The organism is Acetobacter fallax (assembly GCF_011516735.1).
Taxonomy (GTDB): Bacteria; Pseudomonadota; Alphaproteobacteria; order Acetobacterales; family Acetobacteraceae; genus Acetobacter; species Acetobacter fallax.
Window position 1 is genome coordinate 1 of record NZ_WOSX01000052.1, and the last position, 18,720, is coordinate 18,720.

An 18,720-nucleotide genomic window follows, 5' to 3' on the forward strand; every position below is an offset into this window, starting at 1 on the left:
TACTGCGCTCGGGTGATTTCAGTCCAGGCCATCTTGATCTCATCAGGTTATCGCAAACCCATGAATCATAACCCGCTGAAATCACTCAACTCATTTTCGGTCAGACACTTATAGAAATCTCTCCGTAACATGAAAGCTTCGTCGTGATTTTCGTTGATTTCCAAACATGTTTTCAGTTTATTTATTTTTTAACGTCCATTGACACACGTCAAAGAAAATTTGTCGTTTTACTGCTAACGAACTCAGATTGTTTCGGGGTATCGGTGTCCAAAGACCTGTCCCATTTGTCAGCACAGCCGGACAGACTGCATCGGATCGGAACATTCAAGACAGCGTAGGAACTGATCATGAATCTGAAAATTGCAGCGATCAGAGAGAATGGTGCGAATGAGCGGCGGGTGGCACTTGTCCCGGATGTCGCGGTCCGCATAAAGCGTCTGGGGTGTGATGTTGCACTTGAGGCAGGGGCAGGCATTGCATCCTCATATCCCGATTCCGCTTACAAAGATGTATCGATTGAAGCTGATAAAAAAATGCTTCTGAGCTCGGCAAATATCTTGCTGGCTGTCGAACCGCCTTCTGTGGAAATCGTGCAGGCAATGAAACCGGGAGCAATCCTGATTTCCTTTGTTTATGGCAGAAATAATACTGCTCTGGTGAGAGCTCTTCGTGACGGGAAGATCACGGGGTTTGCCATGGAACAGATCCCGCGCATCAGTCGCGCGCAGGCGATGGACGCATTATCCAGTCAGGCAACGCTGGCAGGATATTACTCCGTGCTGCTCGGTGCTGTACACATGCCCAAAATCCTGCCTATGATGACAACGGCCGTCGGCTCACTACGCGCAGCCCAGGTGCTGATTATGGGACTGGGTGTCGCAGGCTTGCAGGCGCTGGCGACGGCGCACCGTCTCGGAGCTGTGACCGAAGGCTATGACGTTCGACCGGAGACCCGTGACGAGGCCCATTCACTGGGTTCGAAATTCGTTGAAACCGGCGTGGATGCGACCGGTCAGGGTGGTTATGCACGCGAGTTGACAGCCGATGAGAAAGCAAAAGTGCGTGCAGTGCTGAGTGACCACATTGCGCGATCCGATCTCATCGTGACAACAGCGGCTGTTCCGGGACGCAAGGCACCCCGCCTGATCGATGCAGAACAGATTGCGAAAATGAAACCAGGGTCGGTGATCGTCGATCTTGGCGCAGAAGGCGGTGGCAACTGCGAAGGTACAAAGGCCGGGGAAACTGTGCAGGTGGGACCGGCGACAATTGTCGGCCCCGTCAATCTGCCCTCCTGTCTCGCTGAACAGGCAAGTGAGCTTTACTCGAAGAATATTCTCAATTTGCTGCAGCAGATCATCAAAGACGGCAAACTGACACTCGATATGACAGACGAGGTCGTCGCGAAAACACTTGTGACACATGATGGAAAAATTACCAGCGAAGCTGTGCGCCAGGTGATTGAGGGACCTGCTGCCGTTGCTGCTTCCGCCATTCCGTCTCCCACCGCGAAAGGATAGTCAGAATGCTTACATCCATGACATTCATTATCGCGCTTTATATTTTTATGCTGGCAGCATTCACCGGCTATGTGGTCATCAGCCGCGTGCCATCGATCCTGCATACGCCGCTGATGTCGGGCTCGAATTTTATTCATGGTATCGTCGTGGTGGGTGCGCTGACGGCGCTGTTCTCCGCGACGAATGTCATGGAACAGGTTGTTGGTTTTCTCGGTGTTCTGCTCGGCGCAGGCAATGTAATGGGCGGTTACGTTGTAACCGACCGGATGCTGGCGATGTTCCGGCCGAGCACAAAAAAGCCCGCTCAGGCCGCCACTGACAAGAAGACAGCATCATGACTGCAATCGAATATATCGTCGGCCTGAGCGGGCTGCTCGTGTCGGCACTTTTCATATATGGCCTCAAGGGAATGTCTTCGCCTGTGACAGCCGTAAAAGGCATTGTCACCGCCGGCTGGGGCATGGCGTTCGTTGTTGCGGTCTGCTTCCTTCAGGCATTCGAAGTTCCGGAAGACGTTTTGCCGCACCTGCCGGTTAATCTGGGTCTCGCAGTTCTGGCCCTCGCACTGGGCGGTCTCTGGGCTGGCTGGAGAGGCCGGACCGTAGAAATGACGGCAATGCCGCAAATGGTGGCGCTGTATAATGGCATGGGCGGTGGCTCTGCTGCCGCTGTGGCGGCTATTGCGCTGATGAAACACGATGGCGGCACCCCCCTGCATCTCGGCGTGACGGTGACGGGCGCGCTGATCGGCTGCATATCACTGACGGGTTCGCTCATCGCCTGGGCAAAGCTGGACGGCCGGATGCCAAACCCCATCCGCTTTAGCGGGCAGAAGGTGTTCAACGGTATCGTTTTCATCGTAACGCTGGCGCTTGGCCTCATGACTGTCGTAACGCAGGTTCAGGGTACACCCGGCGGAGACCTGTTTGCACTGCTGTTCTTTGCCGGAGCCCTGCTGTTCGGGATATGCATGACGGCGCCGATCGGTGGCGCGGACATGCCGGTCGTGATTTCGCTCTACAACACGTTTACAGGCCTTGCGGTAGGACTTGAGGGCTACGTCATGTCCAACCCGGCGCTGATGATCGCCGGCATGGTCGTCGGAGCAGCGGGCACACTGCTGACGCTTCTGATGGCGAAGGCAATGAACCGCTCACTGTCAAATGTGCTGTTCAGCAATTTCGGAGCCACATCGGCCCAGGCCGCAGCGGGACCACATGGCGAAATGAAGTCGGTCGATCCAGGCGATGCGGCGACAACGATGCGCTATGCATCAAGTGTCATCATCATTCCTGGCTATGGGCTGGCTGTCGCTCAGGCGCAGCAGAAACTCTATGAGTTTGTAAAAATGCTTCAGGCTTCGGGCGTGGATGTGAAGTTTGCGATCCATCCGGTCGCAGGACGTATGCCAGGTCATATGAATGTTCTGCTGGCTGAGGCGGGCGTGCCTTATGACATGATCTATGACATGGACGATATTAACGACAGTTTTGCCACAACCGATGTCGCGCTTGTGATTGGTGCGAACGATGTGGTCAACCCGTCAGCACGCACGGACAAGAGTTCGCCAATCTACGGGATGCCGATCCTGAATGCGGATCAGGCGAAACAGGTATTCGTTATCAAGCGTGGTCAGGGCACAGGGTATTCCGGCGTGCAGAATCCGCTGTTCTTCGCGAAAAACACCTCAATGGTCTTCGGTGACGCCCAGGCAGTACTGAGCAAAATGGTTGAAACTCTAAAAAGTCTTGGCACGAACTAATTCTCTGCAAACGATGAAATCTGTACATTTCACCGTAAGAAAAACAGTTCCGGGTCTTCAGACAGGAGAGATAAAATGACAGGTAAGATGAAAGCGGCAGTTGTCCGCGAATTCGGCAAGCCATTGACGATCGAGGAACTCGATATTCCCACGATCAGTCAGAATCAGATTCTGGTGAAGGTTGACACCTGCGGCGTGTGTCATACCGATCTGCATGCAGCACGAGGAGACTGGCCGGTTAAGCCGAAACCTCCTTTTATTCCTGGACATGAAGGCGTCGGCCACGTTGTGCAGGTTGGCAGCAATGTAAGCTGGATCAAAGAAGGCGACGTTGTCGGCGTACCCTATCTGTATTCGGCCTGCGGACATTGCGAGCATTGCCTGGGTGGATGGGAAACGCTTTGCGAGAAGCAGGAAGACACGGGCTACACGGTCAATGGCTGCTTTGCTGAGTATGTGGTCGCCGATCCCAATTATGTGGCACACATTCCGCCGGGCATGGATCCGCTTCATGTTTCTCCGGTATTGTGTGCCGGACTGACGGTGTACAAGGGCCTTAAGATGACTGACACACGCGCAGGGAACTGGGTGGCTGTTTCGGGCGTTGGAGGCCTGGGGCAGATGGCAATCCAGTATGGCGTTGCTATGGGGCTCAACATGATTGCGGTCGACATCGACGACGCCAAACTCGCAGAAGCAAAGAAACTTGGGGCCGCTCTGACTGTCAACGCAAAGGAAACCGACCCCGCAGCCTTTGTTCAAAAGGAAGTGGGGGGCGCGCATGGAGCGCTGGTGACGGCGGTTTCGCGTATCGCCTTTTCCCAGGCAATGGGCTATGCACGCAGGGGTGGAACGATTGTTCTCAACGGACTACCCCCCGGAGAATTCCCGGTGTCGATTTTCGACATGGTCATGGCGGGGACGACAGTCCGCGGATCAATTGTGGGCACGCGGCTCGATATGATTGAGGCGCTGTCCTTTTTCTCAGAAGGAAAAGTGCGGTCGGTTGTGAAGCCGGACAAGCTGGAGAACATCAATCAGATTTTCGATGATCTGGAACATGGGCGCGTCGAGGGACGTGTTGTTCTGGATTTCAGAACCTGATCCGAGGGCGCCCTCCCGGGCGCAACTCTCGCTGACCGCCCGCAGCAGCAAAAGGAGTTAGGCCATGGCCTACGCAACGGTTAACCCGTTTACCAACGAGCAGATCAAAGTGTTCCCGAATTCAACGGACGCTGAGATTGATGCCGCGCTTGATGCCGCGCATGAAACCTTCCTGTCATGGCGGGAAACGTCCTTTGCTGAGCGCGCGAAGGTTATGCAGAATGCAGCGGATATTCTACGTCGCGACGTGGACAAATACGCAAAGATTATGACGCTGGAGATGGGTAAACTCATCTCCGAATCACGTGCTGAAGTGGAGCTCACGGCAGCAATTTTTGAGTATTATGCGAAGAATGCCGAGAGCCTTCTGCAGTCACAGGATTTACCGGTCGCAAATAAGGATGAGGGGCGCGCGAAGATTATTTTCCAGCCACTTGGCATTTTGCTGGCTGTCGAGCCCTGGAATTTTCCGCATTATCAGGTCGCGCGCATTATTGCGCCACAATTGTCCGCAGGCAACACGGTAATCCTGAAGCACGCATCCAATGTGCCGCAGTCGGCTCAGGCGATGGACGATCTGATGATTGAGGCCGGACTGCCGAAGGGTGGTTTTCGTAATCTTTATCCGTCCCATGACCAGGTGGCACGTATTGTTGCCGATCACCGTGTACGCGGGGTAGCCCTGACGGGGTCCGAAGGTGCAGGCGCAAAAATCGCAGCCGGCGCAGGTGCAGCCCTAAAGAAGACGACGATGGAGCTTGGTGGCGCTGATGCGTTCATTGTTCTGGAAGATGCTGACCTTGAGAAGACCGTAAAATGGGCGGTGTTCGGTCGTCACTGGAACGCCGGACAGGTCTGCGTTTCGGCCAAACGGATGATCGTGGTTGATGCGGTGTATGATGAGTTTGTCAAACGTTATCGTGAGGGTGTGGCACAACTGAAAATGGGCGACCCTGTGGATCCGTCGACAACACTGGCGCCCCTGTCCTCACAAAAGGCAGCCGACGATCTGAAGAAACAGGTTGAGGGTGCTGTGAAAGCCGGTGCGAAGGCGGAAGAAATTCCACTGGCCATGCCGAACACGGGTGCGTTCTTCCGTCCGGTTATTCTGACGGATGCGGGCCATGATAACCCGGCACGTCGGGAAGAGTTTTTCGGTCCGGTGACACTTCTGTTCCGGGCCAGAGATGAAGCCGACGCGATCGCCATCGCCAATGACTCGCCATATGGTCTCGGTGGTTCGGTGTTCACGAAAGATGAAGCTCGTGGCGAACGGGTCGCACAAAAAATTGAGACTGGCATGGTCTATATCAACCATCCCACGATGGTGAAGGCTGATCTGCCGTTTGGAGGCGTACTGCGCTCCGGTTATGGGCGTGAACTGATCGGCCTTGGTATCAAGGAATTCGTCAATGCCAAACTGATTGATGTCGTCGATATCGACGCGCCATTCTGATCAGCATGTAGTTATCGGGCAGGTTAGTTCTCCTCCCCGGCTTCAGGAAACCGGAGTTCCGGCATCCAGTGGATTATTCTGCAGGAAAGCCGGCTCCGGTTTTTTTGTGACCACATTTCGGTCACCAATATGAAAATCTGGCTGTCTCCTGCATGGATTATGGAATACGAGGCCCATGTAAATCTGAAAGGATTCATCTGCGCATGGAGCGAGAATAAAGTTATCCTCACTCTGATCTGTTTTTTGTTCCGATGAGCGGGGAAATTACACGCCAGGTTTCAATCTGAGGATACTTGCAGACCACCTGTATTTGCCAGACACTGCACTTTACACAGAGCCGCATCGTGAAAAGGGTCGAACTGCATATGTCTGACGGGTTTCTAAGTGTCATCAGCACATGGACACGATTATTCCATTTCTGCGTCACAATGACTGCAGGAACAATGCTTTGCGGGACCATTGCGCCTGCCATTGCTGCACCAGGGGGGGATGCCCTGAATTTCGGGGACGCCCGACTCACCTTGCCATCGATTCCGCCGGCAGTTGGCGAACATGGCATGGTAGTTTCTGCCCAGCATCTTGCGTCCGAAATTGGAGCTGAAATCCTCCGGCAAGGCGGCAACGCAATCGATGCGGCTGTTGCTGTCGGGTATGCGCTCGCTGTTGTTTATCCGGCGGCAGGCAATATCGGCGGCGGTGGCTTCATGACATTACGCACGCCGGATGGCCAGGCCATTTTCGTTGATTTCCGTGAGCACGCACCGAAGGCTGCTACGGAGAGCATGTACAGAAATGAGCAGGGAGGCGTAATTCCTGAATTGTCAGTTACAGGATGGAAAGCGGTAGCTGTTCCCGGCACAGTTGCCGGACTGGACCTCGTTCTGCGGAAATGGGGGTCAATGCCGCGTGCCAGGGTGATGGCACCAGCGATTGCTCTGGCACGCAACGGTTACGTGCTGGCAGAAAACGACGTCTGGCTACTCAACACCTCGATCAAGGAATTTGCAGAAGATCCTTACGCCGCGAAAATTTTTTTGCGTCCCGACGGAACGCCATTCAGGGTTGGAGACCACTTCGTTCAGACTGATCTGGCAAAGACACTTCAACTCATTGCCGATCATGGCCCCGACGTCTTCTATCATGGCCCCATTGCCGATGAGATCGTGCGAGCCAGCCAGAAAGGAGGAGGGATTCTTCAGCGCGCTGATTTCGAAGCCTATAAGCCCCGCGTGTTGAGTCCGGTGACATGCAATTACCGCGGCTACCGGATCGACACCGCTCCTCCACCAAGTGGCGGGGGTGTCGCATTATGCGAAATTCTGGATATTCTTTCAGGTTACGACCTGAGAACAGAGGGACTTTACAGCACTGTCGCGGCGCATCAGGAAATCGAGGCGATGCGTCACACATACTCTGACCGCCGTGATCTCGGTGATCCTGATTTCGTAAAAAATCCCGTCGCGCACCTGATTGATCCCGCCTATGCGGCGCAGGTCAGAAGTGGCATTCCGGCCGATAAAGCCGTGCCATCAGCGATGCTCACACCCGGCAGGGCTGAACCTGAGAAACAAGAGACAACACATTATTCGATCATGGACCGATCAGGTTATGCCGTTGCGGTCACCTATACGCTGAATGGCTGGTTCGGTGCGAAAGTAGTTGGTGGCTCGACAGGTTTCTTCCTCAATGACGAAATGGACGATTTCTCATCTGCACCGGGCGTTCCGAACATGTTCGGAATTGTCGGCAGCAAGGCGAATGCCATTGCGCCAGGAAAGACCCCTCTTTCTTCAATGTCGCCAACCATTCTTTCTAAAGATGGCAAAGCGGTCATGGCAATCGGCAGCCCTGGAGGATCGCGCATTCCGACGATCACGCTGGCAGCCATTCTGGGGGTGGTTGATTACGGCATGACTATCCAGAATGCCATCGACATGCCCCGTATCCATGAGCAGTGGCAGCCAGACATTGTGGAAATCGAACCGGGTGCGTTGAAGACGGATGTTATCGAGACACTGGAAGCTGAAGGATATCAGTTTAGTGTCCACCAGCCATGGGGGTCAGCGGAAGGCGTTCTGGCTGGGGGGCCAAGGTTAGGGGGCAAGTCAGACGGAAAGTACTATGGCGGATTTGACCGCCGTCATTCGGGAGGAAGTGCTGTCGGAGAATAAGTTGCACCGGTGACGCGCCAGACAGTGTTTCCGACATCATCAGCCACAAGAAGCGCGCCATCGCGGTCCGCTGCAAGGCCAACCGGGCGACCATGTGCGTGGGCTTCATCCGATGTCAGGAAACCTGTCAGAACATCCTCTGGCGGCCCGGACGGACGACCGTTCACGAAGGGAACATAGATTACTTTGTAACCGCTTTTAGGCCGCCGGTTCCATGATCCATGCTGAGCGATAAACAGACCGCTCTGCCATTTTTCAGGAAGCGCCCTGCAATTCTCCCCAAAAATTATGCCTAGTGATGCAGTATGGGGGCCAATCGCATAATCCGGAGCAATGGCACTCGCAACCAATGCCGGGTTCTGCGGCTGGACGCGCTGATCAACATGCTGTCCATAGTAACTGTAAGGCCACCCGTAAAAAGCCCCCTGACGAACAGCGGTAATATAATCAGGCACGAGGTCACTACCAATTTCATCACGTTCATTAACTGCAACCCAGAGCGCGCCCGTTTCGGGCTCCCAGGCAAGTCCGTTTGGGTTACGCAGTCCCGTGGCATAGGGCTCCATTTTTCCGGATGTCAGATCAAGACGATTAATCCTGGCGCGCCCGTCCTCTGCTTTCATTCCGTTTTCCGCAACATTGCTGTTAGAGCCAACGGTAATGTAGAGCGACTGCCCATCCGGACTTGCAAGAATATTTTTCGTCCAGTGATGGTTGTAGCCCGAAGGTAAATCCACGACTTTCACGCCCGGGTCCGTGATCGTCGTGTCACCATCGTGATAAGGAAACCGCATGAGTGCATCGGCATTGGCGACATACAAATCGTTGCCAATCAGCGTCATGCCTATTGGTGAATGAAGATGATCGAGAAAGATTGTTTTCAAATCTGCTGCGCCCTGCCCTTTTGTGTCACGAAGCAGGCGAATACGATCAGGACTTTTCACGCCCGCACCGGCCCTGCCCATAATGAAACCTGCGATGCGGTTCCTGAAAGTCGGCACGTCGTTCCCCGGTGAATTTGATTCCGCAACCAGGATGTCACCATTTGGCAAACGGTAAAGCCAGCGAGGATGATCAAGGCCTGCTGCATAGGCGCTGACAGTAAGCCCGGGGGCCGGATGCGGTTTCAGGCCGTCTTTCCAGCCAATCGGGGTCGCAATGTTAATGGTCGGCATCAACGTTTTGTTCGGAGGAAGCAGAACCGGCCTGCCTCCTGTTCCTTCAGAAACCGGCAAAGAGGCATATTCTGGTCGCGCGACAAAATTCCACCAGACTACCAGGCCAGCGATAACAAGAGCACCTGTCGCTCCCGGAATATAAAGGGACCGCCTGCGGACCATTGCCAACTCTCCTGCCTTCGCGTGATCTGTTTCAATGCCGCAGCCATGTCATGAGTTCCTGACAATTCGGAAATTTCAGGACCGGAACCAGATTATCAGAGTGAGATTGGATAAGTCGCAATGATCTATACGCGTGAGGGCATCAATCTTCGTCATCCTCCGCCATCCCTATATCCTGCACACCCTCAAGTGTGGCCAGCGCAGCGATAAGATGTGAAACGGGACGCTTCCCCTTCACCTGCATCGAAAGCGTGACATTGGGCAAAGATTTCTGGTGAGGGTGGTCGAGTGGCCCGGCTGTGCCTTCCAGATCAGCACGATCCTGCGCAGTTTCGAGCGCCTCTTCATAAAATCCATTGCGGTTGATGCTGACGTGATCGATGGCGAAACGCAGACGGGTACATTCCACGAGGATACGCCTGAGCACACCTTTTCCGTCGATATAAGAGACTGCAATCTGCGCGGCGGTTCGACGCTGTTGCGGGATATTTCGCGTGAGGCGCGGAAATACAAACATAATGAGGAAATGTGCGGCTGTTGTCGCAACGGCGAGTTCGAGCAGCCCTGCGCCACAAGCCATGCCGAGTGCGGCCGTAAACCAGACAGAGGCAGCGGTCGTCAGGCCCCGGACTACGTCACGCCGCATAAAAATGACGCCACCGCCGATGAACCCTATACCAGATACGACCTGTGCGGCCACGCGGGACGGGTCGAGCACAACCTGACCGCTGGCAAGCACATCATTGAACCCAAATTTCGAGATCAACATGAACAATGCCGCCGACATGCCCACCAGGGTATAGGTTCGCAAACCTGCACTTTTCTGGCGAAACTCACGCTCAAGCCCGACCAGACCTGAGAGAACGAAAGCAAGCGTCAGGTCACCAAGTTGCTGCCAGCCTTCTCCAGGAAATGTTGTGACGTGCATTCGGCCAGAGACTCCATCGTTGTCAGGCTTTCTCCTTATTCATAAATAAAATGGAAAAACGCGACCATAGGCCGCTATTCGCAACAGACCACACAAACAATTCAGGCTGATGCAGACATTCTGTGACGATATCAGTCCGCTGAACTTTGCCGGGTTCGGGATTCAGGAAATTGAGTTGTTATTGCCGCAATTCAGGGACCTTCTCCCTGAAATCATCATTGATTTTTCTAAACCTGATGAGGTTGACAATTGTCATTCCCAATAAGGCTGATCTTGCCTTTCAGGCAGGCCAGGAGAATAGAATATTCTCACACAAGGCTACAGTTACAGCTATTTACCTCAGATTCAGGCTCTGATTGACTGAACTGGCGTCCGAAGCACCTGATCGTATCGTAGTGATGAAATTGTTGCTTCGAACAATTCGTGAGACACACATCCGCCTGTGAACAGACCGGGCAAACCATTCAGGCTGCAGCAACATTTCCACGCAACGGCAGAACGGGGCGGACAAAATTCAGGGCGAGTTCGAATGATGTCTGCTGACTCAGCATATTGCCGCGAATCGCATCCACCACCATCCAGCAGGAGCCAATCGGACGAATGATGTAAGCCGGGTCAGCGCTTTCCCGCACCCAGATCAGAATCTGCTCTGCATCACAAGAACCTACCTCATCATCGATAAAGATATCCGCGTCGCACAAACCCATACAGAGCCCGGCGCTCAGCCAGCGCGCAAGATATTCGCGATGACGTGGCAAAACGCTCAGACGGAAAGGAATGACGTTTGAGGTATAACCTGCGGTATCGGCCTGCATCATCCCTGTTCTCCAGTTATATCGGACCAGCAGACGGTATTGCCATCGAGTCTCGCACGCCAACGGAATTCTGCACCCGTCCGTTCGCGGGAAAAGACCACCTGACGAACTGTGACGCAAAAACAACAGAACGTTGCATCAATGATGCTTAGATGGGCATCCCGAAGAAGATATGCACAAAATATATGCCCAATTATTAATCATACCTTACCACTCGCTGAGTCATCACCTCAAACCGCTATCGAAATGAGCAATTTTCCCGAGTCTCATATGCCATTCACCTAGGCTTCCGGGAGCGCTCCACTTCCCTCATCACGTCCTTTGGCCATCTCCGGTGCAACCATAGCCAGCTTTCAGGCCGGGCCCTGATCCAGCTCTCCAGCCTGTCATTGATCATTTGCGTCAGCGTCGCCACGTCAACCTGACGATCACCGCTCTCTGGCAATTCCAGCGGCTGTTCCACTACGATCCGCAGCCGGGCCGGCCCCAGTCGCTGCACATAGCCCGGGATCACCGGACATCGGAACCGCAAAGCCATCGCTGCCAGAGCAGGGGCTGTCATCGCCGGGTGACCGAAGAAGCGCGATACGATGCCGTCATTCATCTTCTGATCAACCAGCATGCCCAGACGGTTTCCCTTTGCGACCCAGACAAGCGCCTCCCGCGCACCCCTCGTACCTTTAGCGAACAGAGGCAGCGGCTTGTCCGTCGCCTCATTGCGCAGAGCACGGATCATCCGGTCGATCAGAGGATTTCCTGCGGCCCGGTAAAATGAAGCAAAGCCTGCGCCATACTTTGCAACGCCTGGCGGAAGCATTTCCCAATTACCGATATGCCCTGAGACAAACAGCACCGGGCCACCCCGTTCAGCCTGTGCAGTGAGATGACAGGCACCCTCGACTTCAAAGCCCGGACCCGCGCTCGTGTTTTCACGCAGAGTGGAGATATGCGGAAACTCTCCGACCGTGCGACCAAGATTCTCCCACACGCCCCGGACAATCCGGCGGCGTGCGACCGCATCAAGCTCCGGCATTACCAGCCGAAGGTTCGTATCCGCCACTTTTGATACCGGCAGAAGCGGCCCGATCATCCTGCACACTGCTCCGCCAAAATCTGACGCTCTTACAGGCCCCAGTCGGCGCAGTACCGCGAGAGCAGAGCGAGCGAGCATTGCCTCGGCCCGCATTGCCAGCGTCACCTGATTTGCCTCTGCTCCGTCCCTTGTCACCCCGTCCTTCACGCTGGTTCGCCGCATTTCAATCCGAACATCCTGTCCAGAATGCATTCAGGTGCTGAAGGGCCAGTCCATCCTATACTGACTCCCACAACCTTCACTCTCTGGCGAAATTTATCCGGCAACCGGATGGCATCCTTGGGAGTGGTCACCAGTTCAGCTTTCATCTCCGCCGCCAGTCGCGCCATTCGCTCCAGTTCTGCGAGGCGGAACATATGATGATCCGGAAATGCCTCACAATGAACCGGCATCACCCCACATGCCCGGAGCGATTCAAAAAATTTATCCGGCCTTGCCAGTCCGGCAAAGGCGATCAGCCGTTGTCCCCTCAGCGTTTCCACAGAGGAATCCATTAACAGTCCGGCTTGTAAAATCGGCACATTTGCTCGCAGGCTTCCGGCGATCAGTGCCGGGACATCAACTTTGTCTTCTCCGGTCACCACCACCATATCTGCTGCCAGCAATCCTGCTTTGAAACCTTCACGCAGCGGGCCGGCAGGCATGACGCACTCATTCCCGAAGCCTGCAACACCATCGACCAGCAAAAGGGATACATCCTTATGCAGGCCCGGGTTCTGGAATCCGTCATCCATCAGAAGGCAATCTGCTCCGGCATCGACCGCAGCACGGGCCGATGCGACACGGTCCCGTCCCACCCAGCATGGTGCAGCACGGGCCAGCAACAGAGCTTCGTCTCCCACATCCCGCACGGAGTGACGGCACTCATCCACCAGAACCGGCCTGCCATCCTGACCCGCTTGTCCGCCATACCCACGGGTCAGAATATGGACTGCGAAGCCCCGTGTCTGAAGCCGTTGAGCAAGATCGAGAACCATTGTGGTCTTACCTGTCCCACCCACAGTCAGATTGCCGCAGCACAGAACCGGCACCGGCGCTCGCCAGCCCTTTGTCGCCCGCCGCCGCGCGGCCACATGGGCGACGATCCACGCGGCTGGCTGAAGCAGAGCCGCCAGAAGGCCTGGTTTTTCGGCCCAGAAAGCAGGAGGTCTCAAAACTCTGTCTCATCAGTCATTGTACACCATCGCCTGGATCAACCCGGCCAGCCGTCCGGGCAATGCAGTGTCCCGCGTGGCCACGGCACATCCGGCCTCACCGATTGCTCTGGCCAGAGCCGGATCCGCCAGCATCGTTCCTGCCCAGGCGGCAAGCTCAGCCGCTGTGTGTACGACTGTCACGGCATCGCCCAGAGCTGTGAAGGCTTCTTCAAAATTTCCGGTTTGGGGTCCGGTCGCGATTGCGCAGCCAGATCTCGCGGGCTCAAAAGGATTGTGACCACCACCTTTTGATGCTCCTGGCTTCGGAAACAGACTATTTCCCATAAACACCACACGCGTGAGCCGGAACAACATTCCCAGCTCACCGAGTGTATCGATGATCCAGACAGAATCATCGGATGCAGGCCAGGCTCCCCCGGATCGGCGCGGGACAGAATTGTTCGCGAGCCCCGCCTTCACCGCGAGGCGCGCTACGTCCCCCCCCCGATCAGGGTGACGTGGTGCAACGATTGTCAGAAGATCAGGAATGCGCGCCCGCAATAGCGCGGCCGCAGCGAAGACGGCCTCTTCCTCTCCTGTATGTGTGGATGCCGCGACCCAGACCGGGCGTCCCGCCAGTACCTCCCTGGTCCGGCTCAGTAACGCCGGATCCGACGTGAGCGGTGCGGCTGCCATCTTCAGATCTCCGTCACAGAACACCTGCGATGCTCCGAGAGCACGGAAGCGTGCTGCGTCTTCCTGAGACCTTGCCGCTACCCATGCGAGTCCGCCCATGACCCGCTTTGCCACAGATGGCGCCCGGCGCCATCCGGCCAGGGCTCGTGGCGAAATGCGTCCGTTGACAACAGCCACCGGAATACCTGCCGCCCCGCAGGCAGCGATCATATTTGGCCAGAATTCGCTTTCCGTGAGCACCAGACATGCTGGCTGCCATTGTGCCAGAAACCGCTTTATCCAACGGGGGACATCAAGTGGGACGAACTGATGAAGAACATGGCCCGCAGTCATCTCCAGGGAAAGTTCTCTGTCCAGCGTGCGCGCGGCTGTGACAGTTCCGGTCGTTACCAGCACCTTCAGCGAAGGCTGACCCTCCAGGCACGCCCTGATAAGCGGCACGACTGAGACAGTCTCGCCCACGCTGGCCGCGTGCAGCCAGACGAGCGGACCGGAGGGGCGGGATACTGGCGCCAACCCCATTCGCTCCCTCAGGCGTTCCCGGATTTCCTTTCCGCGCCGCAATCGCACGCGGAGCATGACTGTCAGGCCAGGAGCCATGAGTGTTGCCAGGGCCGCCCAGAGCTGGCTTCTTCCGGCGTTTTGTGCCCGACCACGCATTTTCGGCGCCATAACCACTCCCTCGGTTACGGCGCTCGCCGGCATGGGCCGAAGGTACTCGACATGGCCTGCGACAGGTTTTGCCGCAGCCAGTGAGGCGGCATTGAGCGCTGCTGTCAGTGTCTTCCGGGCTTCCTCATGTTCGCCTCTCATAATGCGGACAGGCGCACCACAGACGATTCGTCCTCGTCCGAACGGAAGGGGCAGAGCCATCCTGTCCCACGATCCTACACAGAAAGAGCGGCACATGACGCCAAGAGGAATGACGGGAACTCCTGCCCGCTCAGCCAGTGCCAGCACGCCCTGCTGCACCTGTCGGCGAGGTCCTTTCGGTCCGTCCGGCATAACGGCGACCACGTGGCCCTCGCGAAGCAGGGTCCGGATGCGTCGCAGTGCAGCCGCGCCGCCCTTATTTTTTCCTTTGCTATCGGAAGACCCGTGAATTGCCAGAAACCGCCAGGGTGCCACAACGTCGGCCATAAGCTGGCCATCCCGGTTCCGGCTGACCAGCACATGCAGCCGCATGGAGGGGTTACGTGGTTCTGTCCACCACCAGAGAGGCGGGGAAAGCGCCAGTTCCTCATGCCAGAAGGCAACCAGAAACCCCACCTGCCTGCCATCACCCCGCTCTCTCAGCAGCAGGTCCCGTGTTTCAGGAGATAACTCAAGCTGCCATCGTGTTGTCTGTAGCGAAAACCCCAGCCATCCGCGGAGCGCGCCGCATATCGCCGACCGTATCCGGTCACGTATGACGTTGGGTACGGTCACCGCCGAATCTCAGGACTAAAATGGGAAGACAGTAATCTGGCAGACATACCGCGCGGTTAGCACGTGTGCCGCCATACCGAAAAGCTCCGGTTGAAACGGAGGCCATGAGTCGCTGATCGCGCAATATACCACGACAGAAATCTATCCGCCCGTCATTGCCAGTCGTCATGAATTCGGAAGGAAGCCCCGTGAGTATTAAGAGACCTGTTTATAAAACATACTATTATAAGAATACGAAAGAAACTGAAAATCCGACACGACTGATCCCGCTGCACTCGTCATTCCACGACGAGATTTATAACAAATATTCATCAGCTTATTCAGGATACAAATACAGATGTTTATAATTTTTCAAAATCATTATGTGATTGCGTATTATTCGATTCCTGCCCGTCGTATCCGGCCATGCCCCTGATGCATGAAGCACTGAACCGGCCTCATTGATTGCAACACTCGAACTGCATCATCAAATCCGACTGTCACATGCTGCGTTGCGTCCTCGCATCCGAGCCAGAAGGAGATTTGGAGATGACGTCGACGAATCACACCACAACGAAACCAGGCGTTTTAGAAAACCATTTTTCAGGCAGCAGATTGCCGGACCAATCATGTTGTTTCTGGCTGGGGCGGCCTTCTGCGGCCTTTATTCTGACCCTGATGATTTCAGGCTGCACTCAACCGGCCGGTCATAGTCTCTGGCATCGGGATGCCTCTCAGCCTTCGGTGAGCACGCCTTCACTTGATATTGCTCCGGACGGCACGGTGATTGCTACCCATCGCAGAAAGAGCGACGGGTCAACGCCATCCGGCCAGACGCAAACGACGGCCGGTGGAAAAACCCCGGGGTGATGCCGGTTCAGATTACTCTGTCTGAACCGGCATCACCCTGACTGGCAATCGCGTTAAACCGGAAATCAGTAACTTGCCGAGATATTGAACAGGAACGACCGGCCCACTGACGGAGTCACACGATCACTGAACAGGCTGCTGTAATTAAGCCTGTTGGAAAGATTGTAGCCATTCATAGCCACTTTCCAGTGCTTGAGAAAACTGTGCGAAATCATCGCATCCCACTCCACCATGGACGGCACACGCTCCGTGTTGGCAGCATCCAGCCACACCCCGTTACGCCAGGTCAGACCTCCACCAAAGGTCAGATTCCATGGTGTCGCCGGCGCAATCGAATATGTTGTCCAGAATGTCGCTGAATTCTTAGGCGCATACTGAATACGCTTACCGACATTCGCAGCAGTCAGCGAAGCAATCGTCGTAGCATCATAATAGGCATAGGTCGCGATAACGTTCCAGTTTTTCAGAATTTCACCGGATGCACTCAGTTCGAAGCCCTGATTTCGCTGACGATCGCTCGATGATGTCACATCCCCGGTACTGGGGTCGGTCTGCAAAGCATTGCCCTTTTCGAGGCGAAACGCAGAAACCGTAAATCCCATACGCCCATGAAAAGCATTATACTTGGTGCCGATTTCATAAAGACTGCTGCGCTCTGGCTTAAAACCCTGCGTACTGGATTTCAGGGGTTCAGAGCTGTTGGTGACATAAAGGCCCATAGGGGTCGTCGATTGCGACCAGTTGAAATAGACCATGACGTTGTCGTTGGGCGTATACATCAGATGAACAGTAGGGTTGAATGTGCCCTGATTCTGACCATAGGAGACACCCTGTGCAACAGCTCCTCCGTTAGCCGAATAGTGACTGTTCCAGTTATCCCAGCGAAAACCGGCCGTTGCCGAAAACCACGGCGTGAACCACACCTGATCAGAGAAAAAAGCGCCGACATCTGTGGCTGATCCTGTCTTGTACAGCGCATTACCAACCCCGCTGATGTTGACGAGATTGCTACTGTAATCCCCAAGCCCGCCCAGGAGCAGCCCGGGCTGAACATGCGAAGGGTTCACCAGACTTGTCGTGTCTGCTTTCGTCGTTACCCCATTGAAGTTGTAAGCGTAGTTTGTCCGCCGATCATAAATGTGCTCGACATCCCAGCCTGCGATAATCTGATGTTTGACAGAACCGGTATTAAACTTCGCGATTGTTGAAAAAACATTCTGCACTGACCAGTCATTTTGCTGGTAAGGTTCAGGGCCGCCAAGATGGCCACGCCGGTCAATAAGCGCGGCGGCAGGATCAGTAAAATATTCCGTATTGCAGGTTGCATTGCAACCTGCCTGAGATGCAGAAAAATACCGCTCATACATCCCCTCTCTCAGATCATCGTAAAACGAAATATTGCTGTTCAGCTGATGCTTCAGATGCGCCGTGAGCATGTCAACATTCGAAGCGTCCTGATCGTAATTCGTGCCATACCAGTTGTTGCGGTTAACACCGAACTCTGTTGCAGGACGAGCAATAGATGTCCCTGGCTTTGTCAGCAATGGCACGCCGTAATCAGGAATACGATTATCCGTCTGATGGAAATACTCGATCGTCAGAGTCGTCGGTTTACCGAGCCCGAAAGCAATGGACGGTGCAATCCCCCAGCGATGGGAATAGATATTGTCGCGACCGACAACATTGTTTTCGTTACCCATCCCGACAATCCGGATGGCAGTGGACTCGCCAATTTGCTGATTTACATCCAGCGTGCCCCGGTAATACTGACCCGATCCCCCTGAAAACTGGCCACCATAGCTGTTTCCGAGATGAGGCGTCTTGGTAACATTATTGATCGCGCCGCCGGTCGTGCCGTTTCCAAAAACTTCTGAAGATGGGCCTTTAATAACCGAGACATGGTCGTAATCAAAACTGTCCCTGTTATAGACACCAAAATCACGCAGACCGTCTTCGTAGATGTCGTTCTGCGCCTGAAAACCACGGATCAGAAACTGATCGCCGGACATGCCGCCCTCGCCTTCACCGACCGACGCCGTGATACCGGGCACATTGCGCAGCGCTTCATCGAGGGATTTGACGTTCTGCTGTTCCATCAGCAGTTTCGGCACAACGTTGACGGTCTGGGCTGTATGCATGACGTCCTGCGGCATACGGCTGAAGCCAAGATCTTCATGCAGGATGTTCATTCCCTGCCCGTGGACAGTGAGATGTTCCTCATTCGACTGCGGACTGACGAATGTCGTGTTTTTACTGGCATTGAGCGGTCGGGCGACAGTGACATTGCCCTGCGCGGGAGTAGCGGGAGATGTCTCAGAGCCTGAATCAGAAAGCGGTTTGATTGATTTTTCGCAGAACTCTGCGGATATGGGCAATCATCAACCATGCGCAGGATGACGAGATTGTTGTCTCGACATCCTTC

Annotated in this window: 13 protein-coding genes and 1 pseudogene; 6 read left to right on the plus strand and 8 right to left on the minus strand. The window is 55.0% G+C overall.

Going from position 1 to position 18,720, the window contains the following annotated elements; genetic code table 11:
• Positions 1-347 precede the first annotated feature (347 nt).
• From GOB85_RS16365 to ggt, 6 genes are all read left to right on the plus strand, one after another.
• Complete coding sequence (locus tag GOB85_RS16365) at positions 348-1,520, plus strand: NAD(P) transhydrogenase subunit alpha (protein ID WP_173578567.1); 1,173 nt, start codon at positions 348-350, stop codon at positions 1,518-1,520.
• Positions 1,521-1,525: 5 nt separating this feature from the next.
• Positions 1,526-1,858 (plus strand): NAD(P) transhydrogenase subunit alpha, encoded by a 333-nt coding sequence (locus GOB85_RS16370; RefSeq protein ID WP_173578568.1) that lies wholly within the window; start codon positions 1,526-1,528, stop codon positions 1,856-1,858.
• Positions 1,855-3,282: an NAD(P)(+) transhydrogenase (Re/Si-specific) subunit beta gene (locus tag GOB85_RS16375; RefSeq protein ID WP_173578569.1), complete on the plus strand. Its 1,428-nt coding sequence runs from the start codon at positions 1,855-1,857 to the stop codon at positions 3,280-3,282. Before GOB85_RS16370 ends, GOB85_RS16375 begins: the two co-directional genes overlap by 4 nt.
• A 75-nt stretch (positions 3,283-3,357) precedes the next feature.
• Positions 3,358-4,386 (plus strand): alcohol dehydrogenase AdhP, encoded by a 1,029-nt coding sequence (gene adhP, locus GOB85_RS16380; protein ID WP_173578570.1) that lies wholly within the window; start codon positions 3,358-3,360, stop codon positions 4,384-4,386.
• A gap of 64 nt (positions 4,387-4,450) precedes the next feature.
• Positions 4,451-5,842, plus strand: a complete 1,392-nt coding sequence (locus tag GOB85_RS16385) for an NAD-dependent succinate-semialdehyde dehydrogenase (protein WP_173578571.1) — start codon at positions 4,451-4,453, stop codon at positions 5,840-5,842.
• A gap of 428 nt (positions 5,843-6,270) precedes the next feature.
• Positions 6,271-8,013 (plus strand): gamma-glutamyltransferase, encoded by a 1,743-nt coding sequence (ggt, locus tag GOB85_RS16390; RefSeq protein WP_173578578.1) that lies wholly within the window; start codon positions 6,271-6,273, stop codon positions 8,011-8,013.
• On the opposite strand, the gene GOB85_RS16395 is transcribed toward ggt, so the two are convergent.
• From GOB85_RS16395 to GOB85_RS16430, 8 genes and pseudogenes are all read right to left on the minus strand, one after another.
• Positions 7,983-9,353, minus strand: a complete 1,371-nt coding sequence (locus tag GOB85_RS16395) for a PQQ-dependent sugar dehydrogenase (RefSeq protein WP_173578572.1) — start codon at positions 9,351-9,353, stop codon at positions 7,983-7,985. The genes ggt and GOB85_RS16395 overlap by 31 nt on opposite strands.
• A gap of 142 nt (positions 9,354-9,495) precedes the next feature.
• On the minus strand, positions 9,496-10,281 hold the full coding sequence (locus GOB85_RS16400) for an MgtC/SapB family protein (protein WP_173578573.1): 786 nt from the start codon (positions 10,279-10,281) through the stop codon (positions 9,496-9,498).
• Positions 10,282-10,745: 464 nt separating this feature from the next.
• The gene (locus tag GOB85_RS16405) at positions 10,746-11,099 is read right to left on the minus strand and encodes a hypothetical protein (protein ID WP_173578574.1); all 354 of its coding nucleotides are present in this window, start codon (positions 11,097-11,099) and stop codon (positions 10,746-10,748) included.
• Positions 11,100-11,373: 274 nt separating this feature from the next.
• The gene (locus tag GOB85_RS16410; protein ID WP_173578579.1) at positions 11,374-12,282 is read right to left on the minus strand and encodes a lysophospholipid acyltransferase family protein; all 909 of its coding nucleotides are present in this window, start codon (positions 12,280-12,282) and stop codon (positions 11,374-11,376) included.
• 50 nt (positions 12,283-12,332) lie between these two features.
• Complete coding sequence (gene lpxK, locus GOB85_RS16415) at positions 12,333-13,343, minus strand: tetraacyldisaccharide 4'-kinase (RefSeq protein ID WP_173578575.1); 1,011 nt, start codon at positions 13,341-13,343, stop codon at positions 12,333-12,335.
• Positions 13,344-13,355: 12 nt separating this feature from the next.
• Positions 13,356-15,449 (minus strand): glycosyltransferase N-terminal domain-containing protein, encoded by a 2,094-nt coding sequence (locus GOB85_RS16420; protein ID WP_173578576.1) that lies wholly within the window; start codon positions 15,447-15,449, stop codon positions 13,356-13,358.
• 914 nt (positions 15,450-16,363) lie between these two features.
• Positions 16,364-18,667 carry a TonB-dependent receptor gene (locus tag GOB85_RS16425; protein ID WP_338421783.1) on the minus strand — a complete coding sequence of 768 codons (2,304 nt, stop codon included), beginning with the start codon at positions 18,665-18,667 and terminating at the stop codon, positions 16,364-16,366.
• Positions 18,624-18,720 (minus strand): annotated as a pseudogene (locus tag GOB85_RS16430) (IS5/IS1182 family transposase); the annotation flags it as partial. The pseudogene GOB85_RS16430 and the gene GOB85_RS16425, both read right to left, overlap by 44 nt.

What these genes read in the sequence shown, in the direction of transcription:
- adhP (WP_173578570.1), top strand. Translation starts at nt 3,358, where the DNA reads ATGACAGGTAAGATGAAAGCGGCAGTTGTCCGCGAATTCGGCAAGCCA.
- GOB85_RS16365 (WP_173578567.1), top strand. Translation starts at nt 348, where the DNA reads ATGAATCTGAAAATTGCAGCGATCAGAGAGAATGGTGCGAATGAGCGG.
- GOB85_RS16410 (WP_173578579.1), bottom strand. Translation starts at nt 12,282, where the DNA reads ATGCGGGCCGAGGCAATGCTCGCTCGCTCTGCTCTCGCGGTACTGCGC.
- GOB85_RS16370 (WP_173578568.1), top strand. Translation starts at nt 1,526, where the DNA reads ATGCTTACATCCATGACATTCATTATCGCGCTTTATATTTTTATGCTG.
- ggt (WP_173578578.1), top strand. Translation starts at nt 6,271, where the DNA reads ATGACTGCAGGAACAATGCTTTGCGGGACCATTGCGCCTGCCATTGCT.
- GOB85_RS16395 (WP_173578572.1), bottom strand. Translation starts at nt 9,353, where the DNA reads ATGGTCCGCAGGCGGTCCCTTTATATTCCGGGAGCGACAGGTGCTCTT.
- GOB85_RS16385 (WP_173578571.1), top strand. Translation starts at nt 4,451, where the DNA reads ATGGCCTACGCAACGGTTAACCCGTTTACCAACGAGCAGATCAAAGTG.
- GOB85_RS16375 (WP_173578569.1), top strand. Translation starts at nt 1,855, where the DNA reads ATGACTGCAATCGAATATATCGTCGGCCTGAGCGGGCTGCTCGTGTCG.
- GOB85_RS16405 (WP_173578574.1), bottom strand. Translation starts at nt 11,099, where the DNA reads ATGATGCAGGCCGATACCGCAGGTTATACCTCAAACGTCATTCCTTTC.
- GOB85_RS16400 (WP_173578573.1), bottom strand. Translation starts at nt 10,281, where the DNA reads ATGCACGTCACAACATTTCCTGGAGAAGGCTGGCAGCAACTTGGTGAC.